15 protein-coding genes are annotated in these 15,311 nt (G+C 54.3%); 12 read left to right on the top strand and 3 right to left on the bottom strand.

Features of this window, described 5'->3' with window-relative positions; genetic code table 11:
* Window positions 1-209: 209 nt before the first annotated feature.
* Window positions 210-1,730 (bottom strand): MFS transporter, encoded by a 1,521-nt coding sequence (locus tag B3759_RS12605; RefSeq protein ID WP_041633310.1) that lies wholly within the window; start codon window positions 1,728-1,730, stop codon window positions 210-212.
* Window positions 1,731-1,933: 203 nt separating this feature from the next.
* Between B3759_RS12605 and B3759_RS12600 the strand changes: the two genes are divergently transcribed.
* Window positions 1,934-2,812, top strand: coding sequence for a LysR substrate-binding domain-containing protein (locus tag B3759_RS12600; RefSeq protein WP_012813226.1), 879 nt, complete (start codon window positions 1,934-1,936; stop codon window positions 2,810-2,812).
* A gap of 3 nt (window positions 2,813-2,815) precedes the next feature.
* On the opposite strand, the gene B3759_RS12595 is transcribed toward B3759_RS12600, so the two are convergent.
* Window positions 2,816-3,439, bottom strand: coding sequence for an alpha/beta hydrolase (locus tag B3759_RS12595; RefSeq protein ID WP_012813225.1), 624 nt, complete (start codon window positions 3,437-3,439; stop codon window positions 2,816-2,818).
* 434 nt (window positions 3,440-3,873) lie between these two features.
* On the opposite strand from B3759_RS12595, the gene B3759_RS12590 reads away from it, so the two are divergent.
* The 10 genes from B3759_RS12590 to B3759_RS12545 all read left to right on the top strand — a co-directional run bounded on the left by B3759_RS12590 (window position 3,874) and on the right by B3759_RS12545 (window position 14,234).
* Window positions 3,874-5,277, top strand: coding sequence for a PLP-dependent aminotransferase family protein (locus B3759_RS12590; protein WP_012813224.1), 1,404 nt, complete (start codon window positions 3,874-3,876; stop codon window positions 5,275-5,277).
* Between the two features lie 340 nt (window positions 5,278-5,617).
* Entirely contained in the window at window positions 5,618-6,100 is a 483-nt protein-coding gene (locus B3759_RS12585; RefSeq protein WP_045543339.1) for an MSMEG_0572/Sll0783 family nitrogen starvation response protein, read from the top strand.
* A gap of 24 nt (window positions 6,101-6,124) precedes the next feature.
* On the top strand, window positions 6,125-7,099 hold the full coding sequence (locus B3759_RS12580) for a Nit6803 family nitrilase (protein ID WP_012813222.1): 975 nt from the start codon (window positions 6,125-6,127) through the stop codon (window positions 7,097-7,099).
* Complete coding sequence (locus tag B3759_RS12575) at window positions 7,096-8,205, top strand: MSMEG_0568 family radical SAM protein (RefSeq protein WP_003630852.1); 1,110 nt, start codon at window positions 7,096-7,098, stop codon at window positions 8,203-8,205. Before B3759_RS12580 ends, B3759_RS12575 begins: the two co-directional genes overlap by 4 nt.
* A complete protein-coding gene (locus B3759_RS12570) occupies window positions 8,202-8,765 on the top strand; it encodes an MSMEG_0567/Sll0786 family nitrogen starvation N-acetyltransferase (RefSeq protein ID WP_012813220.1) in 564 nt (187 codons plus the stop codon). Before B3759_RS12575 ends, B3759_RS12570 begins: the two co-directional genes overlap by 4 nt.
* Entirely contained in the window at window positions 8,762-9,733 is a 972-nt protein-coding gene (locus B3759_RS12565) for a sll0787 family AIR synthase-like protein (RefSeq protein ID WP_003630850.1), read from the top strand. The genes B3759_RS12570 and B3759_RS12565 overlap by 4 nt, the downstream gene beginning before the upstream one ends.
* Window positions 9,730-10,908: an MSMEG_0565 family glycosyltransferase gene (locus B3759_RS12560; RefSeq protein ID WP_012813219.1), complete on the top strand. Its 1,179-nt coding sequence runs from the start codon at window positions 9,730-9,732 to the stop codon at window positions 10,906-10,908. Before B3759_RS12565 ends, B3759_RS12560 begins: the two co-directional genes overlap by 4 nt.
* Complete coding sequence (locus B3759_RS12555; RefSeq protein WP_020936672.1) at window positions 10,896-11,183, top strand: MSMEG_0570 family nitrogen starvation response protein; 288 nt, start codon at window positions 10,896-10,898, stop codon at window positions 11,181-11,183. The genes B3759_RS12560 and B3759_RS12555 overlap by 13 nt, the downstream gene beginning before the upstream one ends.
* A gap of 16 nt (window positions 11,184-11,199) precedes the next feature.
* Entirely contained in the window at window positions 11,200-12,447 is a 1,248-nt protein-coding gene (locus B3759_RS12550; RefSeq protein ID WP_035366434.1) for an MSMEG_0569 family flavin-dependent oxidoreductase, read from the top strand.
* A 14-nt stretch (window positions 12,448-12,461) separates the two neighbouring features.
* Window positions 12,462-14,234, top strand: a complete 1,773-nt coding sequence (locus B3759_RS12545; RefSeq protein WP_012813217.1) for an AMP-binding protein — start codon at window positions 12,462-12,464, stop codon at window positions 14,232-14,234.
* Window positions 14,235-14,274: 40 nt separating this feature from the next.
* Here the strand turns inward: B3759_RS12545 and B3759_RS12540 are convergent, their stop codons facing one another.
* Entirely contained in the window at window positions 14,275-15,036 is a 762-nt protein-coding gene (locus B3759_RS12540) for an SDR family NAD(P)-dependent oxidoreductase (RefSeq protein ID WP_063355005.1), read from the bottom strand.
* 101 nt (window positions 15,037-15,137) lie between these two features.
* On the opposite strand from B3759_RS12540, the gene B3759_RS12535 reads away from it, so the two are divergent.
* Window positions 15,138-15,311 (top strand): helix-turn-helix domain-containing protein (locus tag B3759_RS12535; RefSeq protein ID WP_291366259.1); only part of this gene is annotated, 174 nt, incomplete at its 3' end.

The raw sequence follows: 15,311 nt of genomic DNA, 5'->3' as shown, positions 1-15,311 counted from the left end.
GTTAGAGCGTGTCGTCAGTTATCCGATCTTACTGGCTCTCACTCAAACCATATCATCGCATTCCCATCTCTCCCGATCCCAAAAAACAGGGAGGAAAGACCAGAGGTCAAGTGGGAGTACAAGCGTTACTCAGCCATGTACCAACTGACGAAACGCTCTAGAGAATCTGCAAAATATCTATCATTACACATTGAGTATTTATTATTTACTCAGGTTATATTCTGTTTCATCTTTGACTGCATCAGTGTAAAGACAGTAATTGATGATCCTAATGCGAAAATTGATGCCACAAGAAGTGCTACGGCAAAACCATAAGAGAAAGCATGATGTGCATGCTGAATGGCGATTTCTTGATTGGAACCCTCTAAACCGGAAATAGCACTGGGTAGATCACCGGCAACGATGGCATCGGCGAAGTCTGATGGATGATGGCAACCAGTGCCACATCCAAAGGCGGCAACCCATTTCCTTACCATTGTTGCGAGTATGCCGCTAAGCATGGCAAAACCAAGCAAAATCCCGGAAAATCGTGAAGTCGTACTGATCCCTGACGCCATGCCAGATCGTTCTTTTGGCACAACACTCATGATAGCTTTTTGTGTTTCCCCATTGAGAAGGCCGCCCCCACTTCCAATGACGACCATGCCAGCCATAACAATGATCCATGATCCGACATATGCTCCCCATGCTGTTATTCCATTGCCAATGGCGACGCATGACAGACCACCGGCTAGAATACCGCTCGAAGAGATATGGCGTTCCAGAAGACGTCCAATATGTGGGAAAATCAACATTGCCAGGGCAAAAGGCAACATGGCGAAGCCGGCCTGAAGTGCTGAGCGGCCTAAGCCGTTTTGGAGAAATAGCGGAAGCATTGAGGCCATAACCTGAGCGGATGCTGCATAAGCAAACATCGCCCAGACAGCTCCCAGAAAACGGGGATTGGAGAATAGGCCAAGATCTAACATCGGACGTGATTGGGCACGTTCAGATGCTATGAAAATGCCTAAGGAGATACTTCCTCCAATAAAACCATTCAGGGCGTTCCATGAGGTCCAACCGCTTGCCTGACCGTTAATCATTCCCCACGTCAGACCGAACATGAATGCAGCGAAAAATATAATCCCGACCGGGTCCAGTCTTCGGGCATCAGTATCACGTGATTCTTTGACCAGAATAAAGACTGCGCCAGCAAGTAGGACGCAGATTGGAATATTGATATAAAACGCCCACCGCCAACCGAGCGCATAGGCAATAATACCACCAATAATAGGAGCAAGAACCATGGTAAGGCCCATGATACTTCCCCAAATGGCCCATGCGCGGTTCCGTTCATCTGGATTATGAAACGTATGTCCGATGATCGCTAAAGCAGGTGCTAACAAAAATGCAGCACTTACGCCCTGTAAAGCACGGGCCAGATATAGTGCTGTGGCAGATGGGGCGGCTCCGCAAAACAACGAGGTAAGGGCAAATGTCGTAATTCCAATCAGATAGATGCGACGGCGTCCATACCGATCTGCAATGGCTCCAGCGGGCAACAGGAGAGATGCGAAGCACAGAACATATGTGCTGATAACCCATTCAATATCCGCGAAACTTGCACGAAACTCGCGAGCAATGGTTGGCAGGATGATTGCCACCACATTGGTATCAAGCACAGTCAAGGCACAGCCAGTTGAAGCCGCCAGAAGGACAAATAACGGATTGGTTACGCGCGAGGATGTCATCGAGGTCCCCATCGCTTCACGATAGCATTAGAAGTTCCGATAATCAGTTCATCATGATTGGCTTGAAAGAGTTGTGTCATGGCGATGTTCCGTTGCAGAGCGCATTAGTCTGTAACGCTAGGTCATGCCTTGGTTCTCGTCATTGGTGGTTATTTTCGTTATTATTAGGTTTTGCCTAATAATGCGGGGAGGGGGATAGAGGAATGGAACTGAGACATCTCCGCTATTTTGTGGTCTTGGCGGAAGAACTTCATTTTACACGGGCGGCAGAACGGCTGAATATTTCCCCGCCCACTCTGACTGTGCAGATACAGGAAATTGAGCGCACATTATCAGCTCAACTTCTCAACCGAACAAAGCGTTCTGTGACGCTTACATCTGCGGGAGAGGTTTTCCTTTCCGAAGCACGGCGCGTGCTCAAACAATTTGCAACAGCGGAGAACGCCGGTCGTCGTGCTGGGCGCGGTGAATTGGGTCGGATAGAGATTGGTTATGTTGCGTCAGCTGCTTATACGGGGATACTGCAAGACCAGATGAACCAATTTACGCAGAATTATCCAGACGTGCTTTTAAAAGTACGTGAATTCCCCATGGATAAACTGCCTCAGTTGGTTGCGGACGGTGACGTAGATATCGGTTTTGTAAGGCTGCCTATGGCGATGCCACAGCTATTGAGTCACCATGTATTGATCCGCGATCACTTTTGCCTGGCACTTTCCGTGATTCCTGGTGTCGAAGAAAAGTCGGAAGGCCCGGTTACGCCGCACGAAATTGCCAACGCATCTTTTATATTGCCCGAGCAGGCTTTCGGCACATTTCAGGTCGCAAGTCGAGGTGGATTTACGCCCCGTATTGTTTCTACGCCAGGGAGCTTACTGGCTGTGTTGACACAGGTCTCAATTGGCAATGGTATTTCGGTTATTCCCAGTGCTTTACGAAGTGTCGTCAATTTGCCGGGCGTTGTTTTCCGCGATATTGTGGGAGAACCAATCGTTTCAGAAATTGCCGCCATTTTTCGCTCAGATGAGGTTGCACCAGCCGTACGTCATCTGATTTCTCAGATTCAAACAACAATAGCCTGAAGATTATCGGGATTTGGCATCCAGCCACGCACTGACTTTGTCGACGACATCATTTTCAATGCCAAAATACCCATGAGGTGTTAAGGAGCCACAATTCTTTTTTGATTTTGTTATTCCACCAGAAACCATGAACACGCGCACTTCAGGGCTTGCTGTCATGCCGGAAGCAATCTGTTGGGCGGCTTGAGGCGGTGCGACATCGCATCGATCATCTTGGTTGGCCACAATAAGAACAGGTACTGTCACTTTTTGCGGGGTTGCACTAAAAACAGTTTCCTTGCTGCCTCCCATGACTGATACAGATTCACTGAGCACGACACCTGCAATAGTTCCTGAAGCTGCATGCGCGGTACCGTTTACGGCAGCGATTGCGCCTTGGCTGGTTCCAAAAAGAAACACAGGAACTGTTGCCTCTTCATGCGCAAAAGCAATGATACTTTGGATCAGACTTGCATAGGTCGCGGAACTGCGTTTCCCTCTTAGATTAATATGATTGATTGTATCTGGAATAATGACTGCGTAACCTTGTCTGTTCCATAGCCGGCGTGTTCGGACAACAAAGTTATGATCGTGTCGGATTACGCCATTTTTCCCAAGGCCAATATCACCAGAACCGCCAGGAAACATGATGATTGTTCCTCGGTGGGATGCTGGGATGCAAAAGAGCACTCTTACGTAACCACCTTTTCTAAAAGATATGCTGTAAACCTGTTCATTTATATCAGAACGTATGATGCTGACAGCGTGTGACTGCTCAGGACGAGCATAAGCTGTCGTGCAAGGTATTATTAAAAAATAATTGATACTAAAAAGACATATAAATATTCAAGCATTGATCAGCCACAACGGAATAAGTTTCTTCATTTTTCTTGCTTGTTCTAAAACAGATTTTCCACAAGGCAATAAAGTCTGAACTTGCGTGTTGTGCACAATGCTATGAGTTAAATCGTAGCAATGTGGAGATAATTGTTCTCACAAATAAGCGGCTGCGCTATGCATTGCATGGATTGTATGGGATGTAGTGCAATACAATCTTGTCGAATATATGGAAGCCGCCACGCATGTCAGCCTATCCTTATCTGGCTCACTGGAAAGAAGAAATTAGTCAAAGCCCGAATGCCATTTACCTGACACTTGCTGATGCCTTGGCTCTTTCCATCCGGAGAGGTGATTTGCGGGAAGGGGATAAACTTCCCCCGCAAAGAACGATTGCGGATTATCTTGGTACCAACCTGACAACTGTAACGCGTGCATTTACCGAGGCAAGGCGTCGTGGTCTCATTGATGCAACCGTAGGGCGGGGAACCTTTGTGCGCGTCGGCGCCGGTGAAAGCCATTGGCGCCATACCGGACCTGCGGTGGTTGATCTTACCATGAATCTGCCGCCTATTCCTCAGGATCCACCGCTCCAGCGTATTATTCAGAGTGATATCTCCGCTATCTTGAAGCAGCAGGATTTGAATAGTCTCATGTCCTACAGGGTAACTGGGGGCACTATTGAGGAGCGTCAGCTTGGCGCAAAATGGATAGCACCTGTTATCGGTCATCGGCGCATAGAAGAAGTTCTGGTTTCTCCCGGTGCGCAAAGCGCATTAGCAGCAATTGTCAGCACGCATACCCAACCAGGAGACGTGATTGTAACGGACCGTATTGCCTACCCAGGGATCCGAACCATTGCAGCGCAATTTGATCTTATTCTGGTTGGTGTAGACAGTGATGCTGAAGGCATGATGCCAGATCAGCTAGACCGAGTGTGTTCGCAACATCATCCACGACTACTCTACTGTATTCCCACCATTCATAATCCCACCACAGCGACAATGTCACTGCAAAGGCGCAAGGATATTCTCGCAGTGGCGCAGCGTCATCATTTGCACATTGCCGAAGACGATCCTTACAGCCTGTTGATGGATGAGCCACTGCCAGCGTTGGCAGCTCTGGATCATAGTCGGGTCAGTTATATTGCTACGCTTGCCAAAACATTGAGCCCAGGCCTGCGCACAGCCTACGTCGCCTTGCCGAATGCAGATATGACCCGGCGTGTGACAGCTGCCATTCGGGCGATCGCTCTGACAAATGCAGGTTTATTGAGCGCGCTTACTGCGCGGTGGATGCAAACGGGGCAAGCGGAAACGATTCTTCATGCCATCCGCAAAGAACTTCGCCTGCGGCAATCCATTGCGCGAAAGGTTTTAGGGGAAGGACACTGCATGAATCCGAACGGTCCACATGTCTGGCTGAAATTGCCTGATTGGTGGGGCAGTGCGGACTTTGTCGCTTATGCACGCCGACGTGGTCTTGCTCTGGTCCCCAGCACAGTTTTTACAATTAGTGGTGAGCCACCACAGCGCGCGCGCATCGCGCTTGGCAGCGCACCAGATGCAGCAAGTCTTGAAGAATCTTTAAATGGTGTGGTGTCCGTTCTTCAGCATAAGCGTTCTCCCGGTTTCGCCGATATTGTATGACATGGTTTTGGGTTTGGGACTCAACGGACTCATTTGATTTCGTTGAGTCTCGCCTGAATGTCCGAAAAACAAAAAAGTGCATCATTCACGAATGCGTGATTAAAAAATGACGATAAAACATATAGTTATGCGCGTCATTTGGAATTGTATGTCTTGAATATTATTTTTGTATGTTTCTGTATGCCTTTGTAAGACAATAAACTGTTAAACTTGTTTTATTTGTACTTATTTCTAAGTACATACAATATTTTGTCATTTGGTTATCCCGTGTCACGTTCACTTCGGCACAGCGGTCAGTTCCGGTTTCTGGCTGGAGATCGCATCACACGGGAGAGATATCATGCCAAAAGTCGAACATGCACCATATCAGGATGGTGATTGCTTCGTTAATTATGAAAACAAGGTTTTTGAAGACGTCAAAGCCAAACCAGGCGAAAAAGCTCTTATTACTTTTCATACCGTCGCCAATGAAGGTTCGGTTGGGTTTGTAAATCTGCTTCAGGCCACACGTCTAATCCGCAAAGGCTTTGAAACATCCGTTCTGCTGTACGGACCAGGTGTTACTCTTGGCGTGCAGCGCGGTTTCCCACGTCTGGGTGATGAAGCCTTTCCAGGGCACATGAACTGCAACAAGCAGATTGCAAAAATTATTGAAGAGGGCGGCAAAGTCTATGCCTGCCGTTTCGCGCTTCAGGCGCTCTACGGATACGGTGAGCAGAACCTGATCCCAGGCATCACGCCGATCAATCCGCAAGATGTGCTCGACATTATCCTCCTTGCGCGTCGTGACAACGCTTTCATCCTCAATACCTGGACTCTCTAAAGGCCAAAGGAAGGACCGCAAGCCATGTCACGTATCGTTCGCGCTGCTGCCATCCAGATCAGTCCCGTCCTCGGCGATGACGGTTTGGGGACAGCCCGGAAAGTCTGTCAGGCCATCCGTGAAGCCGCCGAAAAAGGTGTGAAGCTGGCGGTCTTTCCTGAAACCTTCGTGCCCTATTACCCCTATTTCTCGTTCATCCAGCCAGCTTTCCGTTTCGGCGGCGAACATCTGGAACTTTATGAACGCGCCGTCATCATTCCTGGTCCGGTGACGGACATGGTGGCCGAAACCGCACGTGATACCGGCATGGTCGTCGTGCTGGGCGTGAATGAGCGGGATTTTGGCACACTCTATAACACGCAGATCGTCTTCGACGCGACAGGTGAGATCCTTCTCAAACGTCGCAAGATCACCCCAACTTATCATGAGCGCATGATCTGGGGGCAGGGTGACGAGTCAGGGCTCAAAGTGGTGGAAAGTGCCGCTGGCCGCATCGGGGCATTGGCTTGCTGGGAGCATTACAATCCCTTGGCGCGCTACGCGCTGATGACCCAACATGAAGAAATCCACTGCGCCCAGTTTCCCGGTTCACTGGTGGGGCAGATCTTCGCCGATCAGATGGAAGTCACCATCCGTCATCACGCTCTGGAATCCGGCTGTTTCGTTGTGAATGCCACGGGTTGGCTGACGGAAGATCAGATCAAGGATATTGCGCGAGACCCTGCACTTGAAGGGCCGCTGCGAGGAGGCTGCTTTACCGCCATCGTCTCTCCCGAAGGTAAGCTTCTGGCCCCGCCTTTGACGGAAGGTGAGGGGATGGTGATTGCCGATCTTGATTTCGCTCTTATCACCAAGCGCAAACGGATGATGGACTCTGTAGGGCATTATGCACGGCCTGAACTGCTTAGTCTGCTTCAGGATCGGCGGCCTGCCCGTACCGTTCATTACGTTGGTGAAGCCGATCCGGTTTCCACATCTACAGATGAGGCTGCGTCATGACCATTCCGACGCTCGGTACACTTTCTGGTCGCAAGCTCGTTACCGATCTCCAGTCCTTCGGACTGCAGATCGGCGAGCAGACTGGCGGCATTGCCCGCAAGGGAGGCGCTGGTCCTTCGGATCACAAGACGATCACCATTGCGGGCCAGACCGTCATGGTTCCGGTCTATACGTCTGGCGCGCAGCATTCACCGTTTCAGGCCAGCCCGCCAGACCAGCACGGGACGAGCATGCTGCTATGCGATGGGCGGGCAGTAGGTACGATCCATTTCCCGGCTGCCCCGCGCTTTTACGGGCTGAGCACGGCAGACGGTATTCCCTACTGGAAGATCGCGCTACTGCATGGCCGTGACACGCTGGCGACCACGGTGCACCAGACCTGCATCCGCTATGCCGACCGGCGCACATCCTGCCAGTTTTGCGCCATTGGCCAATCGCTGGAGGCGGACCGGACGATTGCTTACAAGACACCGGCGCAGCTTGCCGAAGTTGCCAAAGCTGCTGTGGAACTGGACGGCGTGCGCGACATGGTGCTGACGACCGGCACGCCCAATGTGGTTGATCGGGGTGCTGCCGTGCTGGCGGAGTCAGCCCGTGCCATCAAGGCGGCGGTGGATCTGCCGCTTCAGGTTCAGTGCGAGCCGCCACGTGATCACGGCTGGTTCCAGCGTTTGCGGGAAGCTGGAGCCGATAGTCTGGGTATGCATCTCGAAGCCGCCACGCAGGCAGTGCGTGAGAAGATCATGCCGGGCAAGGCCACGGTCAGCGTCGATCGCTACATGGACGCTTTCGCCAGCGCCGTGCCGATCTTCGGTCGTGGGCAGGTCAATACCTACATTCTGGCCGGTCTTGGCGACAGCCCCGAGGACATTCTGGCTCTCGCCGAGCGTCTGATTGCGCTGGGGGTCTATCCCTTCGTGGTGCCGTTTGTGCCCATTTCCGGCACCCCACTGGAAAATCATGTCCCGCCTTCAGCCGAGTTTATGAAATCCGTGCTGGCACCGCTTGGGCGGATGCTCCGGGAAGCGAACATGAAATCCACCGATATCCGGGCCGGGTGTGGACGTTGTGGCGCCTGTTCCTCGCTTTCGGCGTACGAACAATGAGCACGATCCTCGAAGGTATGGAAGACCGGCCGTTCATTCCGACGGAATATGTTGTGCGCCTTGCCCGCACGCCATGGGAGCGTGCCGGTTATCATGCGCTCCGCCGTGAAGTGTTCTGCAGTGAACAGCATGTTTTTGCAGAGGATGACCGCGACGCGATTGATGAGGACGCCATTCCCATCATTGCCGCCTGCTGCATGGCGGGGATGCCGGACCGGATCGTGGGGGCAGTGCGCATTCACGAAGCAGAGCCCGGTGTGTGGCGCGGTTCCCGGTTGGCCGTGCATGCTGATCACCGCAAGCTGGGGCGGATCGGGGCGGAACTCATCCGCATGGCCGTCAGTACGGCACACGGCCTGGGGGCTACACGGTTTTTGGCCCAGGTGCAGGAACAGAATGTGCTGTTCTTCCGTCGCCTGCACTGGAAAAGTCTCGGCGTCATTACGCTGCATGGCCTGCCGCATCACGACATGGAGGCTGATCTGTCACGCTATCCGGCGCACGGTCTGGATCAGACCTGGCTGCTGCGTCCGCAACCCCGGATACGACAGGTGGCATGATGGCACATGAGCTCACCACACTCCTGCGCACGCTTCGTATGGGGCGCTCTCTTGCGGCTAAGCAGGATATTGCAGAAGTTAGCGCGATTTTAGGGACAGGTGCCAAAGCTATCCGTCTTGGGGATGACTGCGCCGCGATCCCGGATGGCGATGGCTATCTCCTGCTGGCCAGCGAGGGCTTTCAGGACAGCTTTGTCCGCTCAATGCCGTGGTTTGCCGGGTATTGCGGCGCGATGGTCAATGTCAGCGACATCGCTGCGATGGGCGGCCGTCCCGTGGCGGTGGTGGATGCGTTGTGGAGCGATACGTCCGAGGCGGCCGCGTCCATCCTGACGGGTCTCCATGACGGTGCGAACACCTACGGTGTGCCGGTTGTTGGTGGACACACCAACATGCGCAGTACCCATAATTCGCTCTCAGTGGCAATCCTTGGTCGTGCCCGTCATCTGCTAACCAGCTTCGACGCCCAACCGGGCGAGGTGCTGATCGCAGCCATTGATCTGCGCGGTCGCTGGCACGATCCGCACCCGTTCTGGGATGCCAGTTCCGGGCTGTGCGGCACAGAGGGAGCGGCCCGGTTGCGTGGGGACATCGAACTTCTGCCCACTATTGCCGAAGATGGCCTGAGTCGTGCTGCCAAGGACATCAGCATGGCCGGTCTGCTGGGGACCGCTCTCATGCTGGCCGAATGTTCAGGCATCGGCATGACCATTATGCTCGATGACATTCCACGGCCTGAGGATGCTCCGATGGAGCGCTGGCTGTCTGCATTCCCAAGCTACGGATACCTGCTGACAGCGCGTCCCGAAGATGCCCACGCGATCATGGCCCGGTTTCGTGGACGTGGCATTACTGCTTCTGTCATCGGGCGGTGTGAGAGCACGCAGCGGCTGGATGTCATATGGGCGGACGAGAAAGAAACCTTCTGGGATCTCGCCCGGTCCTCACTCATGGGATTTGCGCCATGAGTCTGTCCATTGGCATTCTGACCCATTCGACCAATCCGCGTGGCGGCGTGGTGCACGGCATGGCGCTAGCGGAAACTCTGTGTGACGCGGGCCACGACGCAACGCTGATCGCACCGGACGTGACAGGATCGGGTTTCTTCCGCAAACCCCGTTGCGCAACCTGGTGCATCCCAGCCGCGTCTGTACCTGATCTGCCGACACTGGTGGAGCGTCGTATTGGCGAAATCAGAGACGCATTGCGCGGACAGCATTTTGACGTGCTGCATGCGCAGGATCCGATCAGCGCCAATGCTTTGGCCGATCTGGTGCAGGAAGGGCGGATACCGGGCTTTGCCCGCACGGTCCACCATCTTGACCATTTCACGCACCCGGTCCTTGCCGCGCGGCAGGAACGGGGGATCAGGGCGGCGGCCGAACTGTTTACCGTCAGCACAATGTGGGAAGATGTCCTGCGCAACGGCCATGGCCGCGAAGCTCCGGTCGTGGGCAATGGGGTTGATCCCGTGCACTTTTCGCCCGTAGCAACCGCGCACGATGCCGCGTTGCGAGCGCGGTATCATCTGCCTGCCGGTCAGCACCTGATCCTGTCCGTGGGCGGGATCGAGCAGCGCAAGAACACGCTGCACTTGCTCGACGCATTTCTGGCCCTTCGTCGCGAACAGCCTGATGTGCATCTGATTGTGGCAGGCGGGGCCTCGCTGCTGGATCATTCTGCCTACCGCACCCGATTCATGGCGCGTCTGCGCGAAAGCGGTGCGGCCGATCATGTCACCATCACCGGGCCAGTTGCGGATGAAGACATGCCTTCATTCTACCGGCAGGCGGACGTGTTGGCCTATCCATCCGTAACCGAGGGGTTCGGACTGTGTCCTCTGGAAGCCCTGGCTTGTGGAATCCCCGTGGTGGTGCCAGCCGCACCACCTTTCACGGAACATTTTTCGGCAACAGATGCGCTGTGGTGCCAACCGGCGCACCCCGACACCTTGTTCATAGCGTTGCGCGACGCCCTGCGCGTCGAAAGCCGTGACCATTTCCGGCTCAGCGGCCCTGCAACAGCCCGCCGTTTCGACTGGGACAGCGTCGCCAGTCGGCATCTCCCCGCATATCGGCGTCTCGCAGCATTGCAGCACGCTGACGTCCCGGCTTCAGGAGTTTTGTCACCATGCCCGAAATGACCTTTCGCGTGCGTTGGCCCGATGGGAACGAGACCGACTGTTACTCCCCATCGCTGGTCATAAGGGACCACTTCACACCCGGTCAGGATTATCCGGTCCGGGAGTTTCTTGAAAAGGCGGACACGGCTCTGACCCAGGCGAGCGAACGGGTTCGTGCCCGTTACGGCTTTCCGTGCAGTCGCGCCCTTGGCCAGCTGCACGTCATTCAGCAGAGCAGTGCGCCTTTCCTTAATCGACCCGATGCGCAGGTGCGCGTCCTGTCTTTCAGATACTGAGACGAAAAGAACGACCATGACACAGAACGAAAAAAGCATTCCTGTTATCATCGTGGGCGGCGGACAGGCTGGGCTCTCCCTGAGCTGGTATCTCTGTCGCGAAAAAGTGGATCATATCGTTTTTGAATCCAAGACCGCCTGTCACTCATGGGACGATGAGCGCTGGGACAACTTCTGCCTGGTCACACCGAATTGGCAATGTGAACTTCCCGGCCACCCATACAAGGGAAAAGATCCACACGGCTTCATGGTGAAGCAGGAAATCATTGAATACGTCAAAGGCTTTGTTAACTCGTTCAATCCCCCGCTGCGTGAACACACAGCCGTCACCTCCATCACACGTCATGAGGCCGGTGGCTATCGTGTGGTGGCGGGCGGTGAGACCTGGCACACAAAGCATGTGGTCATCGCCTCGGGAGCGTACCAGGATGCGGTGATCCCCGGATATGCGAGTGCTATCGATCCATCAATCTTTCAGGTTCACTCGCAGGATTACCGCAATGCGGCCCAGTTGCCTGAAGGGGCTGTCCTGGTCGTGGGCAGCGGTCAGTCCGGTGCACAGATCGTCGAGGACCTGTTCCTTGAAAAACGCAAGGTCCATCTGTGTGTCGGCTCCGCCCCGCGTGTCTCACGCTTTTACCGTGGCCGTGACGTTGTGGACTGGCTGGCGGATATGCACTTCTATGATCTGACGGTGGATAATCACCCCTTACGGGAAGGGGCGCGGGATAAGACCAACCATTATGTCACCGGCCGCAATGGGGGGCATGACCTTGATCTGCGTCTTTTTGCAAAAGAAGGGGTAGGATTGCATGGTACGCTTGAGACAATCCGTGATGAGGTTGCGCATTTTCTTCCAGATCTAAAGCAACATCTCGACGATGCGGACAAGACCAATGCAGACATCAAGAAATCCATTGATGCCTATATTGCTCGCGAAAACATCAATGCACCGACGGAAGCGCCTTACGTACCTGTCTGGCAGCCTGATGGAAGCAACACGCCGCTCGATCTGAAGGCCGCTGGAATCACATCGATCGTCTGGTGCATCGGCTTCCGTCCGAACTACCGCTGGATCGATGTGCCCGTCTTCAACGGTGCTAACAAGCCGGTCTGGCATCGGGGCGTGACGGATGCGCCGGGCTTTTATTTTCTTGGTCTGCCATGGCTGCATACATGGGGCTCCGGGCGGTTTTCCGGCATTTCCCGTGATGCTGCGTGGCTGGCCAGCCAGATCACCGGCAAAGACGTGCCCATAGCCTGATCGGAGTATGCGCCATGCTTCCATGGACAACTTATGAAGCGATGTATGATGCGGCACTGAACCAGCCAGAGGAATTCTGGCTCAGTGCGGCGCAGCGTATCACATGGAAGCAGGAGCCTGCGATGGCCTGCCGGGAGCGAACAGACGGTTGGCATGACTGGTTCCCTGACGGCACGCTCAATACCTGCCACAATGCCGTAGACCGGCATGTGGAGAATGGTCGCGGTGAGCAGGTAGCGTTGATCTGGCATTCTTGCGCCACCAAGGAACAGCAGGTCGTGACCTATCGCGAACTGCAGGACAGGGTGGCCGGATTTGCCGGCGGCCTACGCCTGCTCGGAGTGGAGAAAGGCGACTGCGTTCTGATTGCCATGCCGACCATGATCGAGACAGCCATAGCTATGTTGGCATGTGCGCGGATAGGGGCTGTGCATGTTGTGGTTTTTGCCGGTTATGCCGGACCGGAGTTGGCACGACGGATTGATGATGTGGCTCCGAAAGTCATTATCATTGCCAGTTGCAGCTTTCAGGGACAGACGCCCATTCCGTCTGCCCCTGCTCTGAATGATGCACTTGCTTTGGCAGCGTACCGGCCACAGGCTTGCGTGATTGTGCAACGCGCAGCATGTCGGACATCATTGATGCCATTGCGGGATCATGATTTCCATACGCTGGAACAGTCCACGTCTGTAGAGGCCGTCGTGCTACGCTCCGAAGATCCACTCTATATTCTTCACACATCTGGCACGACGGGGCACGCAAAAGGCATTGTGCGTGATAATGGCGGCCATGCTGTGGCTCTCGCCTTGTCCATGGACGTGATCTACGGCTGCGAACCCGGTGATACCTTCTTTACTACATCGGACCTTGGCTGGGTTGTTGGTCATTCCTATGGTGTTTATGCGCCGCTGATCAGCGGCTGTACCAGCGTCATCGTCGAAGGCGGTGCATCTGCGTCCGCCATTCGCACGCTCTGTCATGAGCATGGAGTGAAATGCCTGTTTACCACGCCCACTCAGATGCGTCTCATGCGACAGGAGAGCCGTCATCTGTCAGAGGTGATCCTGCCCGCTCTTGCCCGTGTTTTCGTAGCTGGAGAGTATGCGGATCCGACGTTGCTGGAGTGGGCTCGATCCTACTTTCGCACACCTGTGGTCAATCACTGGTGGCAAACGGAAACGGGATGGAGCATCACCGCGCATTTCTTCGGTCTACCCGAACGTGAGCCAGTTTCTCTCATGAATGACATCGGGCGGCCTGCGCCGGGATTTCGTCCGGCCATCGTGCCCTCCATACCCGGTGAGCAGTGCGGGGAGATCGTTCTTTCGCTGCCGTTACCGCCTGGGTGTCTCGCTGGAATATGGAAGAATGGGGCTATCCGTGTTCCGTCCGCTTATCTTGATGAAACGCGCAGGTATTACCGCACCTTCGATGAAGGCATGATTCAGGCCAACCGCGCAGTTCATATGCTCGGACGTTCCGATGATGTCATCAAGGTTGCAGGAAGGCGGATTTCCGGCGTGCAGATCGAAAAGATCATCGCCACCCATCCTGCCGTTCACGCGTGTGCCGTGGTCGCAATTCCAGATGAACTGAGAGGGCAGCGACCTATCGCTTATGTCGTTCCTGATTCCGAGGCGGAATGTATGCCTTCTTCCGAGGAAATCGTTGCGCGGATCAACGAAGTCCTCGGGCGTTGGGTTGGTCTGAAAGAAGTCCGCTTCGTCGGGCGATTGCCAACCACCGTATCCGGAAAAATTACGCGAAAACGCTTGCTGGTGTCCTAATGGTACCAACATGGCCTTCTGTGTAAGGGGTGACCAGATCTTAGATGGCCTGACCACCGGAGACTTCAATCCGTTGTGCATTCACCCAGCGATTGTCCTCGGAGAGCAGCGATGCGATCATGGGGCCGATATCGTCTGGCAGTCCTGGACGTCCAAGCGCGGTTACTTCCGCGATGTGGTGAGCAATCTCGGGGTTATCGCGTACCATACCTCCTGAGAAATCTGTCTGAATTGCACCTGGCGCTACTGTGTTAACAGCAATGCGGCGCGGTCCGAGTTCCTTGGCCATGTAATGCGTCATGACTTCCACGGCGCCTTTCATAGCAGCGTACGCAATCCAGCCAGGATAGGCAAAGCGTGTCAGTCCAGATGAGATGTTCACGATCCGGCCACCGTTCGCGATCAGCGGCAAAAGTGTCTGCGTCAGGAAAAATGGACCCTTGGCATGTATGCGGTAGGCAGCATCGAAATCTTCTTCTGTCACCTCGCCGAATAGCCCGCTATGGGACGTACCTGCCATGTTGACCAGATAATTGAAACGTTCGCTTCCCCATACGCGCAGCACGCGCCGGACTTCGTCGGCAAAGGCAGGAAAGGCGTGCGTATCTCCAGTATCGAGTTGCAGAGCGACTGCACGGGCTCCGCTGTGCTGGACACTTTTGACCACTTCATCAGCTGCGGATTTGTTGGTGTGATAGGTAAAGAGAGATGAGACGCCGCGTTGGGCGAGAGCTTCAACGGTTGCGCGGCCCAGTCCACGGCTTCCGCCCGTGACAATGGCAATGGTGTGTGCTTCTGGCATGGATATCTCCATCTGTTGAGAAACCTATCTTGGCCATAACGATGTCTGTTCGATAAGAGCACTCTTTCCGTCAGCATTGTTTTGCTCCATGAAACAATCCTATGGACAGGTTTGCGACACTTAATCTCTTTTTGCGCATTGTTGATCGTGGCAGTTTCACTGCCGCCGCTGCGGACTGCGGTATTTCGCGTCCGGTAGCGACTGCAGCGATCAAAACATTGGAACAAAGACTTGGCACGCGGTTGCTACATCGCTCAACGCGGAAATCTCACAGA

It is taken from the genome of Acetobacter sp. UBA5411, from assembly GCF_002409645.1.
Taxonomy (GTDB): Bacteria; Pseudomonadota; Alphaproteobacteria; order Acetobacterales; family Acetobacteraceae; genus Acetobacter.
This window is presented reverse-complemented; position numbering and strand designations above follow the sequence as displayed.

Coding starts and splice junctions, on each gene's coding strand:
- B3759_RS12545 (WP_012813217.1), top strand. CDS start 12,462: ATGCTTCCATGGACAACTTATGAAGCGATGTATGATGCGGCACTGAAC.
- B3759_RS12560 (WP_012813219.1), top strand. CDS start 9,730: ATGAGTCTGTCCATTGGCATTCTGACCCATTCGACCAATCCGCGTGGC.
- B3759_RS12570 (WP_012813220.1), top strand. CDS start 8,202: ATGAGCACGATCCTCGAAGGTATGGAAGACCGGCCGTTCATTCCGACG.
- B3759_RS12550 (WP_035366434.1), top strand. CDS start 11,200: ATGACACAGAACGAAAAAAGCATTCCTGTTATCATCGTGGGCGGCGGA.
- B3759_RS12590 (WP_012813224.1), top strand. CDS start 3,874: ATGTCAGCCTATCCTTATCTGGCTCACTGGAAAGAAGAAATTAGTCAA.
- B3759_RS12595 (WP_012813225.1), bottom strand. CDS start 3,439: ATGTTTCCTGGCGGTTCTGGTGATATTGGCCTTGGGAAAAATGGCGTA.
- B3759_RS12605 (WP_041633310.1), bottom strand. CDS start 1,730: ATGACATCCTCGCGCGTAACCAATCCGTTATTTGTCCTTCTGGCGGCT.
- B3759_RS12565 (WP_003630850.1), top strand. CDS start 8,762: ATGATGGCACATGAGCTCACCACACTCCTGCGCACGCTTCGTATGGGG.
- B3759_RS12585 (WP_045543339.1), top strand. CDS start 5,618: ATGCCAAAAGTCGAACATGCACCATATCAGGATGGTGATTGCTTCGTT.
- B3759_RS12580 (WP_012813222.1), top strand. CDS start 6,125: ATGTCACGTATCGTTCGCGCTGCTGCCATCCAGATCAGTCCCGTCCTC.
- B3759_RS12540 (WP_063355005.1), bottom strand. CDS start 15,036: ATGCCAGAAGCACACACCATTGCCATTGTCACGGGCGGAAGCCGTGGA.
- B3759_RS12575 (WP_003630852.1), top strand. CDS start 7,096: ATGACCATTCCGACGCTCGGTACACTTTCTGGTCGCAAGCTCGTTACC.
- B3759_RS12555 (WP_020936672.1), top strand. CDS start 10,896: ATGCCCGAAATGACCTTTCGCGTGCGTTGGCCCGATGGGAACGAGACC.
- B3759_RS12600 (WP_012813226.1), top strand. CDS start 1,934: ATGGAACTGAGACATCTCCGCTATTTTGTGGTCTTGGCGGAAGAACTT.